Source organism: Mycoplasma suis str. Illinois (assembly GCF_000179035.2).
Lineage (GTDB): Bacteria > Bacillota_I > Bacilli_A > Mycoplasmatales > Mycoplasmoidaceae > Eperythrozoon_A > Eperythrozoon_A suis.
Window position 1 is genome coordinate 1 of sequence record NC_015155.1, and the last position, 22583, is coordinate 22583.

Below are 22583 nucleotides of genomic sequence, written 5' to 3' on the forward strand. Positions count from 1 at the left end.
TTGTCAAAAAATTTACTAGAAGAAATAAAGAAGCACTTAAATAACGACCTTAATAAATTTAAAACTTTTTCTGAAACAGATTTTTACATAGAAAACTCAGAAAACTCTTCAATTAGAGGGAAAATTGAAGAACTTTTATCTTCAAATTCAGGTAATTCAATACTCATTTTAGGTGAAAAGGGATGTGGTAAAACACATCTTTTTAAGTGATTTTTAAAAGATTTGAATGACTTTTTATATATTGATTTTCTGAATTTTAGAAAGATTTCTCTTTTTTTAACTGAAAAAAATTTAGAAAAATTTGATTTTTTATTTCAAAAAAAGTTACTTTTAATTGATAATTTTGAAGATTTAAAGATTAATTCGAAACTTTATAAGAAGGTTAAGTTACTTAAAGAAGAAAGAGAAAAAAGAGGGAATATCAATATATTCATAGAAACTTGAGAAAAAAATCTTTTCGAATATAAAAATGCCTTATTTGAAAAAAAGGACATTATTTATTTGAGGAAACCGAATAATGAATTTTTAAAAGAAATGATAAAAAACTTAATTCAAAAGAATTTCAAAGAATTGAAGATTACTGAATCTTCAATATCTTTTTTATCTATTTATTTAGGAAATGATTTAAAGATTTTTATCAATAAGTTATTGAAGTTATTTTTATTCCTTAAATGTTTTGAATATAACGCTAATGTATTAGATACAAAAAATCTTCAAAAGATATTGGATTTTCTTTTTAATGAGCAAGAAAGGAAAGAATTAATTAACTATAGAAATAATTCACAATTAGAAATTATTTGTGAGAAAAAGAATTTTGAAGTTGACAGGATAAGAAGTAAATCTAAAAAAAGAAAAATAGTTTTTGAAAGAGATCAAGTTATTTTTATCTTGAAAGAAAAATTGAATTTTTCTATAAAAGATATTTCAAAAATTCTTTTAAAAAGTCAATCGGGAATAAATTATTCCCTAAAAAAGACTTATAGAAGAAGAAAAAGTGAAAATTTTAGAGAATATTTTGACTTTTTAGCTCAGATTTAGAAGGGTTTGGTAATTAAGAATAGAAAAATTAAATAATCTTTATTTTGTATTATCAATTATTTTTTATTTATTAATAGATTTATTAATTAATTAATAAATTAAATTAATTAGTTAATTAATTTAGATAGATAGATTATTAGATTAATTAATTAATAATGAACTTTTATATAAATAACAAAGTTAATTCAAAAATAAGAGATTTTTTGAATATGAACATAATTACTAATTTTTTAACACCAGAAAGAGAAGAAATTCTTATTAAGTGCAAAAAAGAAGAATTACTTTTTTATGCAAATAATGGATTTACTGAATGTAAGTTGACATTCAAAAGTTCAGAAATTAAATACAAAAAGCAAGGAGAATGTGTAATAAGTGCAAAAATTCTCCTAACTTTATTGGAGAATCTAAAAAATTGTGAAGAAATAGGTTTTAAAAAAATAGAAAATGCACTATTACAGATATCTTCTGATAAGTTTGAATGCAACTTAATTTGCTTAACAAAGAAATTACTAATAAAAGATATCCAAATTGAAGAAGATATGAAAAAATTGACTTTTGATTTTGATTTCCTTAATCTAATAAATTCCAAATTTAAGGATTTTTACAGAAGTTCTTCAAGTCAACCTCAAAAAATTCAAAAGAATTCAGTTTTCAGCACTATTAATTTCAGAAAAAAAATTGACTCAGAAGAAATTAATATCATCCTTTCCGATTCTTCTAGAATTTTGAAAGCTAATTTTGCTTTAAAAGAGTTAGAAGAGGTAAATTTTTTTGAATTTAACTTACCTGTAGAGATCTTGAATAGCATAATCTCCCTGTTTAGGGAGAATCATGATTCAAAAAAAATTAATTTTTACTTAAAAAATAATTCTCTTTTGATCAATTCAGAGAATTTGATTTTCAAAACACAACTATATTCTGGAACTTATCCAGATTTATTGAAAATGTTTTCAGCTCAAGAGAAAATTAATTTCTCAGTAAATAAAAGTACATTGATTTCTGCGCTAGAAAGAAATCTATTACTTTCTGAGAAAAATCTAAGTTTTGCCTGTTACAAAATTTTTGATAATAATTTGACTCTGGAATACAGAGACTCTTCTAAGGGTTATTTAAGAGAAGAAATAGAGATCCAAAATAATAAAGGTAAAGAAAAATTTATTGAATTTTCACTAAATAGTCTTTTCCTAAAACAACTTTTAAAAGGTATTCCGGATTCTGAAATAATATTCAGTATTTCAGAAACTTTTAAACCAATAATTTTGTTCGGAGAAGAAGAAGGTAAAAATTTCAAGCAACTTATCTTACCTCTTAAGTTCAGCTAGATAGTTAATGAAGATACTAAGTAACACAATCTTTAACTACGAAACTAATTTCAGTTCATTTGTTAAGAATGAAAAGAATTTCAAGATATTGATGCACATATTCATCATTATTTCGGTAGTTGTAGTATCCGTTTTGGTTTCTACAAAAGTATCCACATTACTTTATGAATATGTATTTAGATTTTTTGTTCCATTCAAAATAACTCATTATTTGACTGATTTTTTCCAAGATTTTGTTTTTTCCGGAAATAGCAAAGCTTTTTCAGAATTCCAGAACTTATTTACTGATTACAGGAGATATGTTTATGGAATAATAATTCTCTTCACCATTGAAAAAATCCGACTATTTATGAGGTATTTCTACACTATTAGAAAGTGAGATAGGTTCTCACTTTCATATGGAATTTATGAAAACAATAAGTTTTTGAAAGTGAAGAAAGAACTTCTCTCTACACTAGGAAATGTTCTTAGTTTTGGAGTATCACTTGTTGTTTTCTTTGTGATTATTACTTTCGCAATTTATAAACAATTGCAAAAGAAATTTGACTTCCAAAATAATTTCATGTTTGAAGGAATGGTGTTCGCACTATTTTTCTGATTAGCAATTGTTATATTTTTTGCACTAAATATTTATCAACGAATTCACAATTACTATAGAAACTATCTAAAAAATAATGCGATTAATCAGAAGAAAGATGCTTGACAATCAATTAAGAGTTTGATGTGACATTATCTCCTAAATATTTTTGGATTTGTAATCATTTCTTTGAATTACCCAATAGATTTATTCTTAATGTTTATGACTCTTAAATTCATTCCTTTTAGAGCTATTTTCTCCCGTTTGCGAGAAAATAGAGCTTCTAATCCTGAAAGATTTTTTCTTCCTTTCGGAAAGGTTCTTAATTATTAGAAGATAAGATAGTGACATTACATCCAGTTAAGTGCAATATGCTTCCAATCAAGAAAGAAGAAGAAGATCTTCTTAATGCTAGACAAAAGGAAATCATGAAAATGATCGTAGAAATGTACATAAATGAAAAAGAAGCTATAAGTAGTCTCAATTTGAAGTCCAAAAAGTTTTATAAGTGATCTTCTGCGACAATAAGAAATGAAATGATGGTTCTAGAAAGTAAAGGATTTCTCAAGAAAGAACATAAGTCTTCTGGAAGAATCCCTACTAAAGAGGGATACAAACTTTATATTGACTCTTTAATGGGAAGACTGAAGAGTGTAGATGTAAATGTAAAGGCTAAATTAATTGAACTCTTTTCTTATAGAAATGAGTCAATTGATGTAACTCTAAATAAAAGTGCGGAAATTATTTCTAATTTCCTTAATTTACCGATAGTTCTGTCAGGAGAAAATGATTTAAATCTAGAGATACTAAAAAAAATAGATTTAGTTGAAATAACTGACCATGAATTTATTATTTTGGCAGTAACTTCTTCTGGAGAGGTTTATAAAGACAAGATATGAGTAGAAGAATTTAAAGAGAAAGAGGACTTAAGTATTTGTATAAAACTACTAAACGAAAACTTAGTAGGTTGTCCTCTTTCAAAAATAGATTTAGAAGCTACTAAGCTTCTACCTAAGATAAGAAGAAGTGTTCATAGATATGAATTTGTTTATGAAAAAATCATTACAAAAATTTGTTCAAGTATCATAAACAAAGATCAATCCTTCTATAGGATTTACAACAAAAATGCAATTATTTCTCAACCGGAGGTTAAGAATAATCAAATAAGTTTAGAGAGAGTCTTCCATGTTTTGGAAGACTATTCTACTTTCTCCCAGTTAAATCTAAATTACTTTAAAACTGGAAAAACTCTAATTAACCTTGAGGGAGCTATGGATGGAATTTCAGTAGCTACTACAGTATTAAATAACAAAGAAAAAACTAGAAGTATGTCCATCATAGGTCCTCTAAGAATGGACTACCCACTTATAAGGAGTTTGTTTGAGTTCATAAATGAAAACTTAACTCCAGAAAATAAATAATAATATTTAAATAGAGTTTGTATTAATATAGAGGGCATTGAGCGATTTTTCTCCTAAAGATAAGAAGGACACCAAATTAAATGACCTTCTTAAGCTTAAAAAAGAGTTTAAAGATATTGAAAAAGAAACTAAACAACTAAAGGATTATTTAAACCAAAACATTTTTAGTGCTTTTGATAGCACTAATAATTCTTTAGAACTTAAATTAGAAGAACTTTTCAAAGCTGAAAGCGGATCTTTCAACTTTTTCAAAAAATTATCTAAGAGTGGAGTTTTTGACTTTAACTTCCCAGCTCTTGAAGTTAATAACTTAACTAAGTACTATGGAAATAAAAATATTTCCTCCTTAACTAATGTTTCTTTCAAAGTATTTTTTGGAGATTTTCACGTAGTGATTGGACCTTATTCTTCTGGTAAGACTACTTTGTTCCACTGTTTGAATGCAAAAGAAGAATATGAAGGAGAAATATTATTTGGATCTGTTAACCATAAGGGAGATATAGCTAAAGTAACAAAAGTTTGCGCTAGCGTTAGCTATGATCATGAATTTGATTTATTTAGTAGTTTGGAAGATGTAATTAATACCAAACTACAAATAATTGGTATTGAAGAGGAAAGCATAAAGAGTTATTTAGACATTCAATTAAAAGCTTTTGGTTTAGAAGACAAAAGAGGTGATATGATGATAGATTTATCACTTCTTGAGTTAAGAAAAACTCAATTGTTAATTGCTATGGCTTATGATCCTCCTGTTATATTGTTAGATCAACCTCTTTTGGGACTTCAACATTCTGAAAAAATGGAATTCCTAGAAATACTTTATAAATTGAAGACTCAAGAAAGAGCTATTGTTTTGATGTCTCATGAATTTGCAGATCTTTCCGAATATGCAAATTCATGTACTTTACTTCTAGAAGGTAAGACTTATTATTCCGGTTCTATAGAAAATCTTTTGCTAGAAAGTAAGAATAAATACTTTATTTCTTCTTCAGACAATGAAGAATGTCTGAAGATAGTAACTAAATATAGTGAAAAGTATTACATTAATGACTTGAAGAATTCAATTTTCTGTGTTTTTGATGGAAAATTAAATTTCCTTTTATTCCAAAGAGAATGTTCACAACAAAACATTATTCTCTTTGAAATTAGAAAAGTAAGTCTAGAAATAGAAGATATTTACTCTTCTATTTCTAAGTTAGGAAGTAAGTCTGCTAGACTAGAACTTAATAGAAAAAAATACTTTTCAACAAACTAGTTAAATAGTTTCCATTTAGGGACTTCCCCAGCCCTAATAATCTCTTTTTTATCGTAGTCATAAATTGTTGAATTAATTCCTGAGCAAACACAACCAGAGTTAACAATCATAAATTGATCTCTGTATTCCCTGAATACAGATTTAGCTTCTTTTAGAGTTTTAATAGGTTCGCATCCAGAGATATTGGCACTTGTAGAATAAAGAGGTCCTAGATGTTCACACAATTTAATAATTATTGGATTATTGGGCATTCTATAAGCTATTCCCTTATATATAACAGTTAGGGGTCCTGGTCAGAATCGCTTTAGAATGCACTTTAAATCAGAGGGGATAGGAGCAGGAATCTGCTCTATCTTACCTATGAAAGTGACTAGTTTTTTTTAAGGGTCTATTTTTCATCCTGTAAAGGATGTTTTTGTTAAGCGAGACAAGAGCCATTAAAGTATCTGTTTCTATTACAATAGCTCTTCCCAGAATAAGAGTTTTGCAAATAGTAATATAGTTATCTAAATATTGCTTTATGAATTTATTCATTATGAAATCTTTTTTAGCTGAAGACATAAGTTTATGCTTTCATCCCTAAATTCTTTTTTATCAGATTATTAAATGGAGCAGAATATGAGAATCAAACTCACGACTCAACCTTGGCAAGGTTGTGTTTTATCACTAAACTAATTCTGCAAGCACAGTTTCTGCTTCTTAAGTTAGATAGCATAACTTACTAGCTATTTTACTTACTTAGAATAAAGTTTATTCAGAAGAATGGAAAATCAGAGACCGAAAGAAAAAATTTTAGATGAGTATTCTTGATGAAAAGTTCATTGCTATTACACCAAGTTAAGAGCAATAACTTTTATAGAAGAATTCATCAAAAATTTTCAAAGAATACAGTGAAGTGACAAGAAAAGGGTAATAAGAGAAACTTGTTTTGTGTTGATTATTGCTGGAATACTAACTAGTTTCTTTTACTTTGTTTTCTTATTTATGTGATTAGTTACTAGTTAAGAAACTAATCACTAAATATTTTTTTAATTAAAGTTTTTAATTAGATGAGCATTAATACAGAGTACTACAAAATTCTCAATTTAAGCGAGAATGCTTCTATCGCTGAGATAGAAGAATCTTATGAAAAATTAAGCGATCAAGTTCACGCAGGTAAAGGAAGTAGAGAAATAAAGAATATTCGACTAGAACAATTAAGAAAAGCTTATTCTTCACTAATTGAATTCAAAATGGAAGCAGAAGATGAAAAATTAGGACTTACTTCTTCATTCAGATGATATGTAGCGAGAAGCTACATAGCTAATGAAGATAAGTTAATAGAGTCACTTTGAGACAAAATAAGACAACACAAAATGGTTGATTCTGTAAAGGAAATTGTTTCCTTTAAAGAAACAGTAATAGATGAAGGAGAAGAAATATTCCCTGATTCAGCTGAATTACCTAAATTAGCTTTCAAGAATAGCAAAACAACTATATGAGTTAAGTTAAAGAATGGTAATTTCAGAAAGATTAGATTGAGGGTTAAGAGACCCTTCAAATGTTTCATATTCTTCAATATGCTAAATGATCTTGATGTGTTTGTAAAGATCAATAGTTGAGCATTAGGACTAAGTTTCCTTGAATTCCCTAACTTAAAAGTGATTTCCGAAGAGGAAATTAAGGAAATGAAGGGAAAAGTTAGTGATGAAATCCCTGACTTAAATGAATATATTGGTGAAAAAGGTTATGAAATAGTATCTGGATCAGTATCTAAGCACGTTAATGAAAGTGCTTCAGTATACATGAGAGATGAGGAAGATGATGAGGAAGGAGTTCACCTAATAGAAAAAGAAGAAAAGTTTGCTGGTGAAGTAAAAGAAGAAGAATACAGTTATGGTCCAACTGACAGAACGAGAGAAAATATTGTTATTGAAAAATTAAAGGCGAATGACTTTGTTTATGTTTCTGAAATGGGAACAAAAGGAGTTGTTCTGTCAGTAGATGTAAAACAAAGAATTGTTACTGTTAATATCAACTTGTTCGGTAGAAATCAAACAATTAAGTGTAAGCCAGAACAATTAAAAGAGTTTTAAAATAAAACTAGTTTAGAAACAACTTAAAAATGTTTGGTTTTTTCAAAAAGAAAAAAGTAGATGATGAATCAAATGTAATAAATGTTTATTCTCCAATTGATGGTTTTGTAGTATCCCAAAAGAAAATCCCTGATGAGGGATTTTCAGAAGGATATATGGGATTAGGAGTTGGTTTAAGACCTAGAACATTTCAAACTGGTGAAGAAAAGAAGCTAGAAGTAGTAGCTCCTTTAGGAGGAAAACTAGAAGTAGTATTTAAAACTGGTCACGCTTACATTATTAGAGAAAATAAGCATAACTTAGCTGTTATGCTTCACCTAGGAATTAATACCGTTGAAATTTCTCAAGATAAAGGGGCATTCGTAACTGAATTAAAACAAGGTCAAGACATAAATGAACTAGAACCTCTTTGCACTATGAATTTAGATGTAATTCATGAAATAATGAAGACAGAACGAGAAAAACCTGCTAGTCCTGAAGAAGATATGGAAGGAAAGAAAACAAGTGATGTTTCTGCTCTTTTAGTTCAATCAGAAAATTTAGAAGGAAAAACAGTTGTTCCAGTTAAAAAGGATGGAGAACCTGTAAGTAAAGGAGAAGTAATTTTGAAAATTATTCCAGAAAAGTAGTATTTTTGTAATGGTTTGTCAACCATCAAAAAATACGAATCACTTCTCCTAGAGAGTAAACTAGCAAGTCCCGGACTTGTTTCCGGTACTTTTTTTCTTCACCCTCGTGGTTGTTTTATTTGGGAACAAATTCAGTCTTTCTTAAATGCTGAATTCAGTAAATTAGGTGTTTCCAATGTTTTGTTTCCAGCCCTGCTACCTTTTCAAAAGTTCCAAGAGGAACAAAAAAATAGTGAAACACTTAATTTGGAAGAAATTATGAGACTTCACAATAGTAAGTCAGAACAAAGTGTTGTAGCACTCAGACCAACTAGTGAGATATTATTTTCTCACTATTTCAAAGAAAGGTTAAAAGAGAGGGATATTAAATTACCCTTTCTCTTAAATCAATGATCCTCAGTCTATAGAGAAGAGAGAAATACAAAACTCTTTTTCAGAAGTAAAGAGTTTTATTGACAAGAGTTACATTCTCTTCACGAAAATCAAAAAGATTTAGATTTTCACTTAGAAAAAATTCACGAAATATATAAGAAGCTCCTGAGAGAGCTTCTTTGTATTGAATACATTACAGGAGAGAAAACAATACTAGAAAGATTTCCTGGAGCCCAAAAAACATTAACTAATGAATGTATTCTTCCGGATGGACAGTCTCTTCAATTGACTACAACACATGATTTATCTAATTTCTTTTCTAAATTGATGGATATCAAATATTGGGGAGCCAATGATATTGAAATGACTCCCCTGCAATTGTCTGCGGGTAGTTCTACTAGACTAATAGGAGCTTTAGTTGAGATGCACAAAGATAGTGTTGGAGTTATTCTTCCCTGAAATCTCTCAAAGGAGAATATAGCTATTCTCCTATTGGGAGAAAATAGAGATGAAGAAACTATTTCTTATATTTCCTCTATTAGAGAAAAATTATGTAATTACAGATTACATATAGATGATTCTTATTCCTCTTTCGGGAAGAAAATCAATAAAGTAGAGAGATTAGGAATTCCTGTTAGTCTAATAATTGGACAACAGGAAATTAAAAATAAGAAAATTACGATTAAATCTAGGTTAAGTGAAAGTAAATATGAATGTGATCTTTCAAATCTTGAGAATGAAATCTCAAGATTTTCTAAAGAATATGATCAAAAATTAAGGGAAAGAAGTGAAAATAAAAAATTAAGTTTGATAAAAGAAAGTTATAAGATGGAAGAATTAGTGCAATTAGTTAAAGAAGGAAATTTAGCTCTTTCTCCTTGGTTTAATGATTTGGAGAATGAACAAAATTTTCAAGAATGTAAATACAATTTTTCTCCTAGATGTATAAAGGAGAAAATAAAAGATAAAGATCTATATTGTGTATTTAGTGGAAAGAAAGCCAATTGCTTGGCTTACTTTGGGAGAAGTTATTAGTTTTTAGGTAGGTATGGCAATTAGTCTAAATTTTCAATTTATTTCAACAGTAACACTAGATGAAATAAAAAAGAAGTATTCTCATAGATTAGTAGAAATCTATGAGAAATTGCAATCAAGAACTGCTGAGGGAATTGAAATGACTAATTGAATGCCATGAATATTTGAAGATCATTCAAATATTCTTTCTCAAATGAGAAAGATTAGAAATGAATGAATTGGTCAATTAGTTGATACTGTAGTAATAATAGGAACTGGAGGTTCCTATTTAGGTTCTAAAGCTTGTTTAGATTTTGTTCTCCCTAAATTCGAAGATCAAAATCTAGAAATAATATTCCTACCTTATTTTGCAGATAGATATGTTTCTTCTGTTCTCGAATATCTAAAGAACAAGAAATTTGCAATAGTAGTTATTTCTAAGTCTGGAAGCACTCTTGAGAGTGCTGTTTCATTCAGACTTTTGAGAGAACTACTATTCGAACAAGAAAAAGAAAATCATTCAAAATATATTGTTTCAGTAACAGGTAATTCAGGAACTCTATATGAACTATCTAAAAAACATGGATATCAAATTTTTGAGATAGATCCCGGAATTGGTGGCAGATACTCTACTCTAACTCCAGTAGGATTAGTTCCTGCAATTTTGAGTGGTATTTCAGGAGATGAACTCCTAAAAGGAGCTAGAGATTGCTATAAAGAGTGTTATCATATGGATTTCTCTTCTAACTTGGCCTTTCAATATGCAGCTTTTAGAAATTTCTTTGCAGAAGAAAGAGGACTTTCTTCTGAATGTTTAATTTCTTATGAACCCCAATTAAATGGAGTTCTCCACAAGATTAAGCAATTATTTGCTGAATCTGAGGGAAAAAATGATAAAGGATTAATGCCAGTGATATTAGATTTCACTCCTGACCTACACTCTGTAGGTCAATTACTTCAAGAAGGTAAAACTACTTTTTTTGAAACAGTTTTCTGAGTTAGAGATCAAGAAAGAGTTTTCCTTCAAGATAGTGTCTTCGGAAATGAAGACAAGTTAGATTGACTAAAAAATGTTAGTTTATTAGAGATGAATCATTCAGCTCTAGTTGGAACAGCTAGAGCTCACGGAGAATTAAAGAAGATTGATACATTAGTATTCAATCTTCAAGATTGATCAGCTTATACATTCGGATATCTTTACTTCTTCCTTTGCCTAAGTGCAATGTTCTCAGCTTATCTATTTGGTCAAAATCCTTTTGATCAACCAGGAGTTGAAGCTTATAAAAAGAGAATGATCTCTCTATTAAAGAGAGAGACCTTAACTAAGTAGTATCATAACAACATTAGAAAAGCTGAAACCTATAAGTCTCTACAGACATTTAGACGAATTGGTCTATCTTCTTCGTTTGTCTTCTTTGTCCTTTTAGTAGTTAGTTTCCCCTTTTGGGGAACTAACTACGTAGGAGTAAGTCTATTTACTGCTTCTTTTGCCGGTAATTATTTACTCACTATCTATACAATCCTGAGGATGTATAGTAACTTCGGTAAAAGTAATTTACTTTTAAATTTCTATTTCATTTCTTTTATATTGCTTCCATTTATTTTTCCATTCCTTTACTTCTTAATGTGAATGGACAAATTAAGTGATGAAGCAATAAAAAAATTTAAAGAAAAAATAAAAGTATTTCAAGACTTCGAGAAGAAGACTTTGTCTCCTTCTATATATACAACACTAGCTCCTTATAATTCTGATGACTTAGATAAAGTCATCAGATACAACTATGTCTCTTATCAGAGACCTTTAAGTAAAAATAACTCTATTAAGTTTGTTGTAAAGCCAAAAGATCATATAACTTGTATTATCAACTTAATAAAGAGAGCTAAAAAATTTATACACATAGAATACTATGTGTTTTCTGAAGGTTATGTCTTTAACTATATAGTTCAATTACTCTCTAAGAAAGTTCAAGAAGGAGTAGAAGTTAAGTTAATTGTTGATGGTTGAGGTAACTATAAAAAAATATCTAAGAGAACTTCTGAGAGATTAAAGAGTTTAGGGATTCAATACAGAGTATTTAATCCCCTATTTAAGAAAAGTAAAGAATTGTGATGAAATTTCAGAAATCACAATAAGTTACTTATTGTTGACAATGAATTTGCTTTATTCGGTAGTTGCAATATTTCTGATGAGTATTTCAATATAACTGATAAATTTTTCCCAACTACCGAATTATCAATTGTTTTGGAAGGTGAAATAGTAAATTCACTTAATTTATTATTTGCCTTCCACTGAAGCATAATTAAGGTAGAAAAGAAGAAAGAATTTGACATGCTTCTTTCTACAAGCCATTTCTTCCCGCAAGCTGGAAGAAAATGCGGAAATATAGCTCTTCAATTAATTAATTCTTCTCCTTTCTCTCTAAATCAACCTATTAAGACTAACTTACTTCAATTGATTTTTTCTGCAAAAAAATCAATTAAGATATCTACTCCCTATTTCTATCCTCCACAAGATATAGTTAATGCTCTTAGAATCGCTGATCAATTGGGAGTTCGAATTCAAATAATTCTGCCTAAAGAGGCAGACTTAAATGACAGAATTCTAAGAGTACATAGAGAAATACTCTCTAGTTTCTATTCAGAAACTATAGAGATTTATGAATATTTCGGATTTAATCATGAAAAATTCACAATAATCGATGAAGAAACTGTTTATTTTGGGACCTATAACTGGGATTATAGGTCCTTTTACTGGAACTTTGAAAGTGCCCTTATTATCAAGAATAAGGAAGCTGGACTAACAGTAAATAAATTATTTGAAGAAAGTAAAGCTAAAAGTCACAGAATGAAAGACTTTGAACTAGTAAATACTAGAAGAATATTCCCCAATATATTTATTGGGGTAGCAAGATGATGTCAAGCTATGTCTTAAATTTTTAATAATTTAAATTACATTTAATGGGTAACTCTAATAGTCTTTATTTTTCAATAAACCTTGATGAGTCTTTAAAAAAGACTCTTGAAGAAAAATATAAGTTCAATTTTTCTGAACTAAGACTATTTTCATTCCCCGATGGGGAATACTTCTCTAAACCTACAGTATCTGTTAGGGGAAAGAAGGTATTTATATTTCACAGTCTTTCTTCACCTGTAAATGACAACATTATGAAATTACTTATTACTGTGGACGCTTGTAAGCGTTCTTCAGCAAAAGAAATAACTTTATTAGTTAACTATTTATCTTATGCTAGACAAGATAGAAAAACTGAAGAAAGATCAGCAATCACTTCTAAATTAATTGCAGATTTAATTAGCAATTCTGGTGCTACCAGAATTGTTACTTTAGATCTACATACAGATCAAATAGAGGGATTTTTCAGTATCCCAATAGATCATCTTTATACTACCCCTCTATTTGCTGAATACATAATAAGTCAATATAGAGAAACTATTAAAGATTTTGTAATAGTTTCTCCAGACTTTGGAGCTACAAAGAAAGCTAGAATGCTTTCTAACTTACTTTCTATTCCAATAGTTATTATGGAAAAACTAAGAGGAAAAGAAGGTTCTATAGAAGAACATAATGTTTATGGAGAAGTTAATTTCAAAAAATGTTTAATTCTTGATGACATTATTGGGACAGGTGGAACTGTTTTAAAAGCTTCAAGAGTACTTAAAAAAATGGGAGCAGAAACAGTTATTGTTTGTGCTACCCATGCACTCTTTAACGGAAATGCCTGATCACAATTTGAACAAGCATTTAAAGAAGGAGTTATAGAAAAAGTTATAGTTTCTGATAGTGTTCCGGTACCTAGAAATTATGAATTTATAAGTGTAGTTAGTGTAGCTAGACTTCTGTCTAGCGTTATCAAAATATATGAAGAAGGTAGTGGATCAGTCTCCAAAATATATGAAGACTGATCCAAAAAAATAGTTTCAGAAAGACTAGCAAAATAAAGAAGTCAGACTTCATAAACCTTCTCTCCGAGAAGGGAATAATATACAACTCTACTCCTTTAGATAATCTAAAAACTTTATTAGATTCCGGTCACGGAATCTATTTAGGTTTTGATTTAACAGCTAGTTCCCTCCATTGAGGGCACTATCTGCTAATGCTAGTACTTAATAAAGCTTCAGATTATGGAATTAAAACAGTTATTATTTTGGGAGATTTCACTACCAAAATAGGAGATGCTTCTTGAAGAACAGAAGATAGAAAAATACTAGAATCTTCTGTTATTCAATCTAATTTAGAGCAAATAAGAGAGCAATTTAAAGTTCTTTGTCCTAAATCAGAAATTGTTTTGAATTCCACATTCTATAGAAATTTTTCTATAGAAATGATGTCAGATCTTATGAAGAACTTTAAATTGTCTACTTTATTGTCTAAAGATTTTTTAAGTGTTAGATTATCTCAAGATAGTCTAACACTTAGAGATGCTTTTTATCCAGTACTTCAATCTTTTGATTTTTACAACTTAGCAGTTGATAAAAATGTAACTATTCAAATGGGAGGTCAAGACCAGTGGGGAAATATAACCACTGGTATTGAATTCATTAAGAAAAAGGATAATAGTATTCCTACAGGGGGATTTACTATCCCCCTATTAACTGACTCTAATGGGGTTAAATTCGGAAAGAGTGGTAAAAATACACTCTTTCTGAATAGTAAATTAACTTCTCCTTATAAGGTATATCAATACTTCTGAAATCTTTCAGATGAGAAGTTAAAAGAACTATCTATCTTTCTATTTGATAGCGAGATAGATAGTTATGAAAGTATGACTCCAGAATGTAAATCGAAAATAATTGAAAAATTATTTTCTGGAGTTTACAGAGATAATAGCTTCAGAGCTATTAAAAAAGCTTCAGAATTATTGTTCCAAAAAAATTCAGATATAAGAGAAAAAGTATTTACTGAAGAAGATCTAAAGGATCTTTCTTCAGTATTGCCCTTTTATGAAACTAGTGGACCAACTAATATATCCACTATATTAGTTAATTTAGGATTCTCTTCTTCACATAGTGAATCTAAAAGACTAGTAGAACTAGAAAAATGTGTTTCTTGTTTCTCCTATGTGTTTAAAAATCACAAGGAGATACTAGATACAAAATTATCTAGTTCTTCATATTTTTTAATTAAGAAAGGAGAAAAAGAATATGGTATTTTTCACTATTCAGGAGAATAGTTAAAAATAGTTAGATAATGCTTCTTTCAGGAATAATTCAAAAAGCATTAACTAGAAAGATAAAGCATAACTTTCTCGCTAAGATGATTAGCGAGAAAGATTTAGACCTCATTTTTGAGGACTTAAAAGAAGAATTTGTTAAGTCTGACGTTAATTTAGATGTAGCTACTCAGTTCTTTAATGAACTAAAAGTAGTCATTAAAGAAGAAAAGAAAATTTTTCTTGGTAAAGAAGAAGTTCAGAAAGAGCTTTACCAAAGAATAAAAGAAAAATTAATTGAATCGTTGGGACAAAAGTCCCAACCACTAAAGCTTAGAAGAAAAGGAGTTAATAAATATTTATTAGTTGGGGTAAATGGAGTAGGTAAAACTACTACAGCAGCTAAATTGTCTTATTATCTTCAAAAAAAGGAAGATATTAAGACAATAGAGACTGTTAGCTTAGACTACAACAGAGCTGCTGCATTTACCCAACTACATCAATTAGTAACTCCTCTAGGAATTAATTCTTCATTTGTTGATGAATTAACAAATGAAGAACAAACAAATAAATTTAGGGAATTCCTTAGTGGGCTTAAATCTGAGGTAGTTATTTTTGATAGTGGAGGTATTCTTCCTAATTCTCCAGATAGTTTAGTCTATCTGAAGAAATTAGCTGAATTAATAAATCCAACTGAAACAATTATTGTTGTAGATGCTCTTTCGGGACAAGAGTCCCTAGAAATAGTAAAGACTTTCTACAACAATATACATATAGACAGTATTATTGTTACTAAGTCAGACTCCCTATCTCCGTTGGGAGCTGCTTTATCTTCTCACTACTTCCTAAAACTTCCTATTAAGTTTTTGGGTGAAGGAGAACATATTCAGGATTTAATCCCCTTTTATCCTGACAGAATAGTGTCAAGAATAATAGGGGAAGGGGATTTTGCCAGCTTAGCTGACAAAATCAAAGATCAGAAAGAAAATACAGCTGGAGCTGAACAAGTATTTCTTAAATTTCTTCAAGGTAAATTTGACCTTGAAGATTTAATTAAGCAATTTAAGGAAATAAAGAAGTTGGGATCTTTAAGTAGCATACTGAAGCTATTCCCTAAATTAGGGAAATTTGCTTCAGTAACTTCTTCTAATTTAGATGGACTAGAAAATGAATTCACTGCGTGAGAATATCTAGTCCAATCTATGACTCCATATGAAAAGAAAAATCCTAAAGTATTTAAAACAGAAAGCAGTAGAAGAGCTAGAGTTATAAAGGGTTCAGGGAGAAAGCCTGAAGAGCTAAACCAGCTAATTAATAAGTGAATGTTAAGTAAGGAAAAATCAGAGGAATTGAGTAAGAAATTAGCTGGTAATCAAATGGATTGAAATCAATTATTCTCTTTTATGAAATAAAAAATATAATAAACTGAGAAATAGAGAAGTGTAGCAATAGCTCAATCTGGATAGAGCACAAACCTTCTAAGTTTGCGGTTGTAGGTTCGAGTCCTTCTTGCTACGCCATTTTTAATTAACCATGTCTAAGTACGAAATAATGTTTTTATTAGATGCTGACTGCAGTCAGCAAGATGCTGTCAAGGAGGTTGAACCTCTACTTAATCTATTTAAGGAAGAAAAAGATTATGAAATGACTGTAAGTTGATCTGATCAACTTGCTTATCCAGTACAAAAGAAAACAAGTGCTCACAGATATCTTGTTAACTTCAGTACAGAAGATATCTCTAAATTAGAAGAATTTAAGAGATTATCTTCTCTAAATAACAAGATATTGAGACACTTGATTATTAATGTAGAGAAAACTTATGGATATAAAAACAGTATTAATCCAAAGAAGATATTGAAAGCTCAAAAGAGAGCTCAAAAATATGAAGAATTTAGAAGTAGAAGACAAAGTAAAACTAATGAAAGATCTCCACAAAGACCTTACTCACAAACGATTTAGCTAAAATGCTGCCAAGGGGTTACTTAATAGGTAACTTCACAGCGGACCCAGTGCCAGGGATGACTAATTCTTCCCTAGATTACTCTAGATTCTCTATAGCATGCAGTGAAAATTACACTAGAGCTAATCAAAGCGCAAAAACTCATTATTTTCACTGCATAGCTTGAGGTAAAAGAGCGCAATATATCTCCACTTATTTAAAGAAGGGAGACAGTGTTTTTATAGAATTTACTCTACTCACAAGTAGCTATACAAATATGGAAGGAAGAATAATTAGAAAAATAGATTTACAAGTAGAAAAAATAGAAATGCTTTATCAGAGACTTAATAGAAGTCTTGATTCTTCTGGAACTATTTCTTCTGAAAGTAATCCAGAAGATAAAGATATTCTGAAAGAACAAGCAGATAGCCTATCTTCTAGTTCTTTGAACAATAGTAGTTCAGAAGAAGATTCTTCTACTGGTCAGTTAGACTTAGATTTGAGTGAAATTTATAAAGATAACGAAGAAGAAAATTAATAATTTTTAAAGTGAGTAACGTACAAGAAAACAAAGAAAATTTAGTGCAAAACACTACTACTCAATCAGTAGAAGAAAATAATTCTTCTACCTCTCAACAACAAGGAGAATCTTTCTCCTCTCCTAGTGAAGGAAGAACAAGAGTAGGAGATTCAGGTCAACGAACTAGAAGAAATAAGAAATTTAAGAAAGTTTGCTGACTTTGCAGAAGAGGAATTTTAACAATAGATTACAAGGATACAGAATTTTTAAAAAATTATCTAAAGAGATATAACAAAGTTTTGATTCACAAGATTTCTGGTAATTGCCTAAAACATCAACATCAATTGTCTCAGGCAATTAAAAGAGCTAGATATATAGCTTTGCTGCCTTTCGTCCCTGAATAGGGATAAACAAATAATTAACAGTTTCATTTAATTAGTTTTTCCCTCCCCTCAGGGTAGGAGGGAGAAAAAATATTTTCTTCTTTTACTGTGAGCTTTGAGGTAGAGAAAGCTGAAAAAGCTGTTCTCTCCTCATACATTTATCATTACCTAGAAATTATTAATTTTGCAGAACTAGAGAGTGTTCCTCTCGAGTTCTTTGTTAGAGAAGAAGCTAGAGCTATTTTTAAAGTTCTTCTAGAAATGGAAGTCCAAAGTAAGGGATATGATCCCATACTCATTTATGAAACATTAAAAAGACAAAACAATATTGACTTTTTAAATAGATGTTCTAGATATCTAGAAGAGCTACCTAGAGAATCACAATACATTAATTTCAAAAAGTATCTTTCGATACTTCAAACAAATTGAATAAAAAAACAATTAAGTGGTTTAACAATAGAAATTCAAAATACATCATTAAGCCACAATAATATCGATGAATTTCTTCAAAAATGACATGAGTCATTCATCGATATTACGACTAAAAACAGTAAGTTAAATTACTTAATTTCTTCAGAAGTAATTAAGTGTTATGAAGAATTAGTAAGAAGAAATCAAAATAACAAAAATATAACTTTTTTAAGAACAGGATTTCCTGTTCTTGATGCCAAAATAAGAGGACTTAAGCCTGGTCAATTTATAGTAATAGCTTCAAGACCGGGTGTAGGTAAAACTACATTTGCTCTCAATTTAATTGAGAACAATTTATCTAGAGTTCTAATTGACAAAGAACAAAAATTGAATCCTGCAATAGGAGTTTTTTCACTAGAAATGACTAATGAATCTATTATGGAAAAACTAATAGCTTTGAGATCCAAAATGGAGCTCTTTAAGCTCCACAGAATAATGGAAGATAAATCTATTCATAATGAAGATTGAGCTACTTATACAGCTGCTAAGGAAGATATAGGTAAAACTAATCTTCTTTTTTGTGATGATACAAACATCACAATAAATAAGATAATTTCAACTATTAAATTTTGGAATCGTAAATATGATTTGAAAGTAGTTATTATTGACTACCTTCAATTAATTAATCTTCCGCTAGAAAAAGAATTAAATAGCAATATTACTACTCATCAAAAGATTAGCTTGATCTCTAGACAATTAAAAATATTGTCGATAGAACTAGATGTATGTATTCTTTCCCTTTCTCAGTTAAATAGAAAACTAGAAGAGAGAAAAGGAATGGAAAGAGTCCCTGTTCTTTCTGACCTAAGGGACTCTGGATCTATCGAACAAGACGCTGATATAGTTATGTTTCTTTATCCCTTTATTCAAAGGGAAGAGAAATTTAATAGAAGAGATGATGATGAAGATGATGAATTTGGTTTCGGAGAAATAGAAGAATATTCAGCTCCAGAAATTAGAAGTAGATCGGAACAAACTGTTGTTCTGAAAATAGGTAAGAATAGACATGGACCTATAGGATCTATAAATTTCAAATTTGAGAAAGAATTTGGAAAATTTTCTATCTCTCGATAGAAAAGTTATTTTTAGTTATGTTGGGTAATATGGTGCGTTTAGAGGGGATCGAACCCACACATCCTTCTAAGATACTAGCTCCTAAGGCTAGCGCGTCTGCCAATTCCGCCATAAACGCATTAAACTTTCCTTTTTATCGGACAAATTGGTGCCGAATACAGGATTCTAACCCGTCTCACTCGATTACAAGTCGAGCGCTTTTACCACTAAGCTAATCCGGCAATGGTGGAATGTAAGGGATTTGAACCCCTGACCTACTGCTTGTAAGGCAGTTGCTCTCCCGCTGAGCTAACATTCCAAAATGGCGATCTGTATGGGATTCAAACCCATGCATGCATGCGTGAAAGGCATGTGTGTTAATCACTTCACCAACAGACCTTTAAAAAATGGCGGCCACAGCAGGGATCGAACCTGCGACCAAACGGTTAACAGCCGTTTGCTCTACCACTGAGCTATATGGCCAAGGCAAAAATAAGGAAATGAATTCTAGTTTCCCTAGACTACTAAATTTAAACAATTTAGTAGATTAGAGTAAATCTAAATCTCTTAAATTTTAGATTTAGATTTTTAGTGTTACATATAAGTTTTACTAACACTAACTAATATGTCTTCTTTTAATACCTCTTACAGTAGTGCAGATAAGTTAGCTTCCATAGATACTAGAAAGCTAACTTTCAAAACTACTGGAGGTCTTTCCTTCCAGTATTTCTGATCTCTGAAAGATCAGAAAACAAAAATACTTCTAGTTCTAATGTTGTCAGTATTTTCTGGTTGTCTTAGCTTTTTCTTTGTAGAAAAAGTGGGAATTTATAGCCCCGGAATGTTTTCTATTTGACAGTCTATTGCTAGACTGGCAAGAAGTCAAATGGATCAGAATAAAAGTCATGTAGTCTATATTCTTTTCTTCTGAGTCTTTAACAGTATTATGAATATAGTCCTCGCAATATGTACTTGCAAGGCTATAGGTAAAGATATGACCAAATTAAGTATCCTGTTTATAGTGGGTTCTACTATAACAGGTCTTATATTGACTAATTTGCCTCAAAGTTGAGGCTTAAAAGATTTTTTCTTGTTTTCTAATCCTTTTGGAAATTACAAGGGTTGTCAACAACAAGTTCAACAAGAAGCTGGAAAATCGGCTCAATTTCTTCAATGAGAAGCAATTGCTGGAGGGACAGAAAAATCTAATGGAACGCCAAATAGTAATGGTGTAATAGTTCTATTTATTTATGCAATTGTTTATTCCATTCTTAACTCCCTCATGACCTCCTTGCTTTATGCACTAGGAGGTTGTGGGGGAGGAGTAGACTGAATTATTTTCTATTTATTTAAGAAGAAGTCTTATTTCGCGAATAAATTAATTTTTTATACTGGACTATTTCTTTCCTTTTCCTCTTATACTATAGGGAGTTACCTCCCTTGAGCATTAAGTGGAAATGGAAATAATGGAGGATTTAGTTCATTCATCACCAATTTCTTTTCACCACTATTTTTCGCTCTTTTGAGCTCAATATTTGTAAAGAAATTTATCTTTACTGTTTTTTACCCTAGGTTCAAATTTATTAATGTAAAGATCTTTACAACTATGTGATTAGATATAAGAAAAGAATTAATAGAGCGAAAATTTCCACATAGCTTTACCATAGTACCTTCCTATGGTAGCTATAGTTTGAGATCACAGACTCAACTTGAGTTTGTTTGCCTATTAATTGAATTACAAGAGTTAATTCAAATAATTAGAAAAATAGATAAGAATTGCTTTATTTGCTCTCTACCTATTAAGTCATTAAATGCCAGAATAGGTATTTAGTTATATGAGCCAACTTATGTATAAGATTGGCTCATTTATAGATGGAGAACTAGTAGCTCCAGAAGAGCTACAAAAAATGGAAGTATTTTCTCCACTAACACAGGAGTGTATTGGAGTTATTCCTCTACTAGATAGAGAAAGAACTAGACAAATTTTTAAAAGCTCAAAAGAAGCTTTTAAAAAGTGAAGTCAATTGGATTACGACACTAGAGAGAAATTTCTATTTCTTTTTAGTTCAAAACTTCAAGAAAACTCTAGAGAGTTATCTCAAGTTATTAGTCTAGAGAGTGGAAAAAGTAAAGAAGACTCTCTAGACGAAATAAAGAGAAGTTGTGAATACATAAGTGAAACTATTCACTTCTTTAATGCAATAATGAGAAACCCTAGAGAATATAACTCAGAAAAGTATCCACTACTTTCTGAGGAGTTACAAGCCCTTTACTTTAGAGTTCCTCTGGGAGTAATACTATCTATTACTCCCTTTAACTATCCCCTAAATACTATGATTACCAAAATAGTTCCAGCACTATTAATGGGTAATTCAGTTATTCAAAAATCTTCGATAAATGGATCCCTTACAGGATATTTAGTATCGAAGATTTTTAATGAACTAAGTATTGATGGTTATTTAGTGACTCCTGGAGTACTAAATTACTACACAGGAAGAGGATCAACACTTGAATCCTTTATAAGAGAAGAAAAACCTGAAATATCAGCTCTTTCCTTTACAGGAAGTAGTGATGCAGGTTTTTCTATTGCAAGTGCACTTCCTGGAATTCCACAAGCACTAGAACTAAGTGCACTTAATACAGCTTTAGTTCTGGATGATGCAGAACTAAGCACAAGTGTTAGTGAAATACTTAAAGGAACTCTTAAATATAGTGGTCAAAGATGTACGTCTATTAAATTGGTGTTTGTTCCCAAACACCTAGAAAAAGAATTTAAGTCAATTCTTATTAGGGAATTAAGCTCCTTTAAGTTAGATAATGTTCCAATAATTAATAAAGCATCTTTAAGGAAAATTGAAGAAGCTTATAAAGATGCTTTATCTAAAGGAGCACATTTAATAACTGCTCCTATTAATTGGGGGGAACAGACTAGTTTAGTCATTCCTCCACTAGTATTTTTTGATGTGAAACAAGATATGCTTGTTTCACATAAAGAAATATTTGGTCCCATTCTGTCTGTTATTTCCTATACAGACTTAGAGGAAGCTATTTCTCAAATAAATAACTTAGGGTATGGACTTCAAGCTTCTATCTTTAGTAAAGATATAAAAGTTGCTGGAGAGATAGCTCTAAAAATAGATGTAGGAAGAGTTAATTTAAACCTAGCTCCAGCTAGGTCTCCTGATTTATTACCTTTCCCTTCTTCCAGAAAATCTGGAAATAGTGAACAGGGAATAATTAACTCTCTTTACTTTTTCTCTAAATTCAGAGGTATAGTGTTTAAAGAGAGTAAAGAAGAGATTAAAGATTAAATTTTTTAGTTTTTACTAAAAAAATTAACTTTAAA

Annotated in this window: 21 protein-coding genes and 7 tRNA genes; 21 read left to right on the forward strand and 7 right to left on the reverse strand. The window is 30.0% G+C overall.

Annotated elements, in window-relative coordinates; translation table 4 throughout:
* The 5 genes from MSU_RS00005 to MSU_RS00025 all read left to right on the forward strand — a co-directional run bounded on the left by MSU_RS00005 (window position 1) and on the right by MSU_RS00025 (window position 5613).
* A complete protein-coding gene (locus MSU_RS00005) occupies window positions 1-1038 on the forward strand; it encodes a P-loop NTPase family protein (protein ID WP_013609539.1) in 1038 nt (345 codons plus the stop codon).
* 155 nt (window positions 1039-1193) lie between these two features.
* Window positions 1194-2360 carry a beta clamp domain-containing protein gene (locus MSU_RS00010; RefSeq protein ID WP_013608710.1) on the forward strand — a complete coding sequence of 389 codons (1167 nt, stop codon included), beginning with the start codon at window positions 1194-1196 and terminating at the stop codon, window positions 2358-2360.
* Window positions 2361-2367: 7 nt separating this feature from the next.
* Window positions 2368-3270, forward strand: coding sequence for a hypothetical protein (locus MSU_RS00015; RefSeq protein ID WP_013609540.1), 903 nt, complete (start codon window positions 2368-2370; stop codon window positions 3268-3270).
* Window positions 3271-3281: 11 nt separating this feature from the next.
* Window positions 3282-4358, forward strand: coding sequence for an HrcA family transcriptional regulator (locus MSU_RS00020; protein WP_013609541.1), 1077 nt, complete (start codon window positions 3282-3284; stop codon window positions 4356-4358).
* A 37-nt stretch (window positions 4359-4395) separates the two neighbouring features.
* Window positions 4396-5613, forward strand: coding sequence for an ATP-binding cassette domain-containing protein (locus MSU_RS00025; protein WP_013609542.1), 1218 nt, complete (start codon window positions 4396-4398; stop codon window positions 5611-5613).
* Here the strand turns inward: MSU_RS00025 and MSU_RS00030 are convergent.
* Window positions 5610-5975: an L-threonylcarbamoyladenylate synthase gene (locus MSU_RS00030; RefSeq protein ID WP_334198814.1), complete on the reverse strand. Its 366-nt coding sequence runs from the start codon at window positions 5973-5975 to the stop codon at window positions 5610-5612. The two genes, MSU_RS00025 and MSU_RS00030, sit on opposite strands and share 4 nt — an antisense overlap.
* Window positions 5976-6220: 245 nt before the next feature.
* Window positions 6221-6294, reverse strand: a tRNA-Gly gene (locus MSU_RS00035).
* An 81-nt stretch (window positions 6295-6375) separates the two neighbouring features.
* On the opposite strand from MSU_RS00035, the gene MSU_RS00040 reads away from it, so the two are divergent.
* The 14 genes from MSU_RS00040 (at window position 6376) to MSU_RS00105 (ending at window position 19258) form a co-directional block, all read left to right on the forward strand.
* Window positions 6376-6618: a preprotein translocase subunit SecE gene (locus tag MSU_RS00040; RefSeq protein WP_013609544.1), complete on the forward strand. Its 243-nt coding sequence runs from the start codon at window positions 6376-6378 to the stop codon at window positions 6616-6618.
* A gap of 44 nt (window positions 6619-6662) precedes the next feature.
* Window positions 6663-7688: a transcription termination/antitermination protein NusG gene (nusG, locus tag MSU_RS00045; RefSeq protein WP_013609545.1), complete on the forward strand. Its 1026-nt coding sequence runs from the start codon at window positions 6663-6665 to the stop codon at window positions 7686-7688.
* A 29-nt stretch (window positions 7689-7717) separates the two neighbouring features.
* Window positions 7718-8317, forward strand: a complete 600-nt coding sequence (locus tag MSU_RS00050; RefSeq protein WP_013608718.1) for a PTS glucose transporter subunit IIA — start codon at window positions 7718-7720, stop codon at window positions 8315-8317.
* A 15-nt stretch (window positions 8318-8332) separates the two neighbouring features.
* The gene (locus tag MSU_RS00055) at window positions 8333-9724 is read left to right on the forward strand and encodes an aminoacyl--tRNA ligase-related protein (RefSeq protein ID WP_013609546.1); all 1392 of its coding nucleotides are present in this window, start codon (window positions 8333-8335) and stop codon (window positions 9722-9724) included.
* Window positions 9725-9737: 13 nt separating this feature from the next.
* Window positions 9738-11033, forward strand: a complete 1296-nt coding sequence (locus MSU_RS00060; RefSeq protein ID WP_013609547.1) for a glucose-6-phosphate isomerase — start codon at window positions 9738-9740, stop codon at window positions 11031-11033.
* Window positions 11034-11291: 258 nt separating this feature from the next.
* Entirely contained in the window at window positions 11292-12635 is a 1344-nt protein-coding gene (locus MSU_RS00065) for a phospholipase D-like domain-containing protein (RefSeq protein WP_232500264.1), read from the forward strand.
* Window positions 12636-12661: 26 nt separating this feature from the next.
* Window positions 12662-13660, forward strand: a complete 999-nt coding sequence (locus tag MSU_RS00070; protein WP_013609549.1) for a ribose-phosphate diphosphokinase — start codon at window positions 12662-12664, stop codon at window positions 13658-13660.
* A 14-nt stretch (window positions 13661-13674) separates the two neighbouring features.
* The gene (gene tyrS, locus MSU_RS00075) at window positions 13675-14892 is read left to right on the forward strand and encodes a tyrosine--tRNA ligase (protein ID WP_202795042.1); all 1218 of its coding nucleotides are present in this window, start codon (window positions 13675-13677) and stop codon (window positions 14890-14892) included.
* Between the two features lie 17 nt (window positions 14893-14909).
* Window positions 14910-16283, forward strand: a complete 1374-nt coding sequence (locus MSU_RS00080) for a signal recognition particle receptor subunit alpha (RefSeq protein ID WP_013609550.1) — start codon at window positions 14910-14912, stop codon at window positions 16281-16283.
* Between the two features lie 30 nt (window positions 16284-16313).
* Window positions 16314-16391: transfer RNA gene (locus MSU_RS00085), tRNA-Arg, on the forward strand.
* A gap of 13 nt (window positions 16392-16404) precedes the next feature.
* The gene (rpsF, locus tag MSU_RS00090; RefSeq protein ID WP_013608725.1) at window positions 16405-16830 is read left to right on the forward strand and encodes a 30S ribosomal protein S6; all 426 of its coding nucleotides are present in this window, start codon (window positions 16405-16407) and stop codon (window positions 16828-16830) included.
* 59 nt (window positions 16831-16889) lie between these two features.
* Window positions 16890-17348, forward strand: coding sequence for a single-stranded DNA-binding protein (locus MSU_RS00095; RefSeq protein WP_013608726.1), 459 nt, complete (start codon window positions 16890-16892; stop codon window positions 17346-17348).
* An 11-nt stretch (window positions 17349-17359) separates the two neighbouring features.
* Window positions 17360-17734 (forward strand): 30S ribosomal protein S18, encoded by a 375-nt coding sequence (gene rpsR / locus MSU_RS00100; protein WP_013609552.1) that lies wholly within the window; start codon window positions 17360-17362, stop codon window positions 17732-17734.
* A gap of 87 nt (window positions 17735-17821) precedes the next feature.
* Window positions 17822-19258 (forward strand): replicative DNA helicase, encoded by a 1437-nt coding sequence (locus tag MSU_RS00105; RefSeq protein WP_013609553.1) that lies wholly within the window; start codon window positions 17822-17824, stop codon window positions 19256-19258.
* Between the two features lie 30 nt (window positions 19259-19288).
* Here the strand turns inward: MSU_RS00105 and MSU_RS00110 are convergent.
* The 5 genes from MSU_RS00110 to MSU_RS00130 all read right to left on the reverse strand — a co-directional run bounded on the left by MSU_RS00110 (window position 19289) and on the right by MSU_RS00130 (window position 19720).
* Window positions 19289-19376 (reverse strand) — tRNA-Leu (locus tag MSU_RS00110).
* 28 nt (window positions 19377-19404) lie between these two features.
* A tRNA-Thr gene (locus MSU_RS00115) sits at window positions 19405-19479 on the reverse strand.
* 2 nt (window positions 19480-19481) lie between these two features.
* Window positions 19482-19556: transfer RNA gene (locus tag MSU_RS00120), tRNA-Val, on the reverse strand.
* A 4-nt stretch (window positions 19557-19560) separates the two neighbouring features.
* Window positions 19561-19636: transfer RNA gene (locus MSU_RS00125), tRNA-Glu, on the reverse strand.
* A 9-nt stretch (window positions 19637-19645) separates the two neighbouring features.
* Window positions 19646-19720 (reverse strand) — tRNA-Asn (locus tag MSU_RS00130).
* 142 nt (window positions 19721-19862) lie between these two features.
* Between MSU_RS00130 and MSU_RS00135 the strand changes: the two genes are divergently transcribed.
* Together MSU_RS00135 and MSU_RS00140 are read left to right on the forward strand one after the other, a co-directional pair.
* Window positions 19863-21068 (forward strand): DUF2179 domain-containing protein, encoded by a 1206-nt coding sequence (locus tag MSU_RS00135; protein WP_013609554.1) that lies wholly within the window; start codon window positions 19863-19865, stop codon window positions 21066-21068.
* 4 nt (window positions 21069-21072) lie between these two features.
* Window positions 21073-22548 carry an aldehyde dehydrogenase family protein gene (locus MSU_RS00140; protein ID WP_013609555.1) on the forward strand — a complete coding sequence of 492 codons (1476 nt, stop codon included), beginning with the start codon at window positions 21073-21075 and terminating at the stop codon, window positions 22546-22548.
* The last annotated feature ends 35 nt before the right edge of the window (window positions 22549-22583 follow it).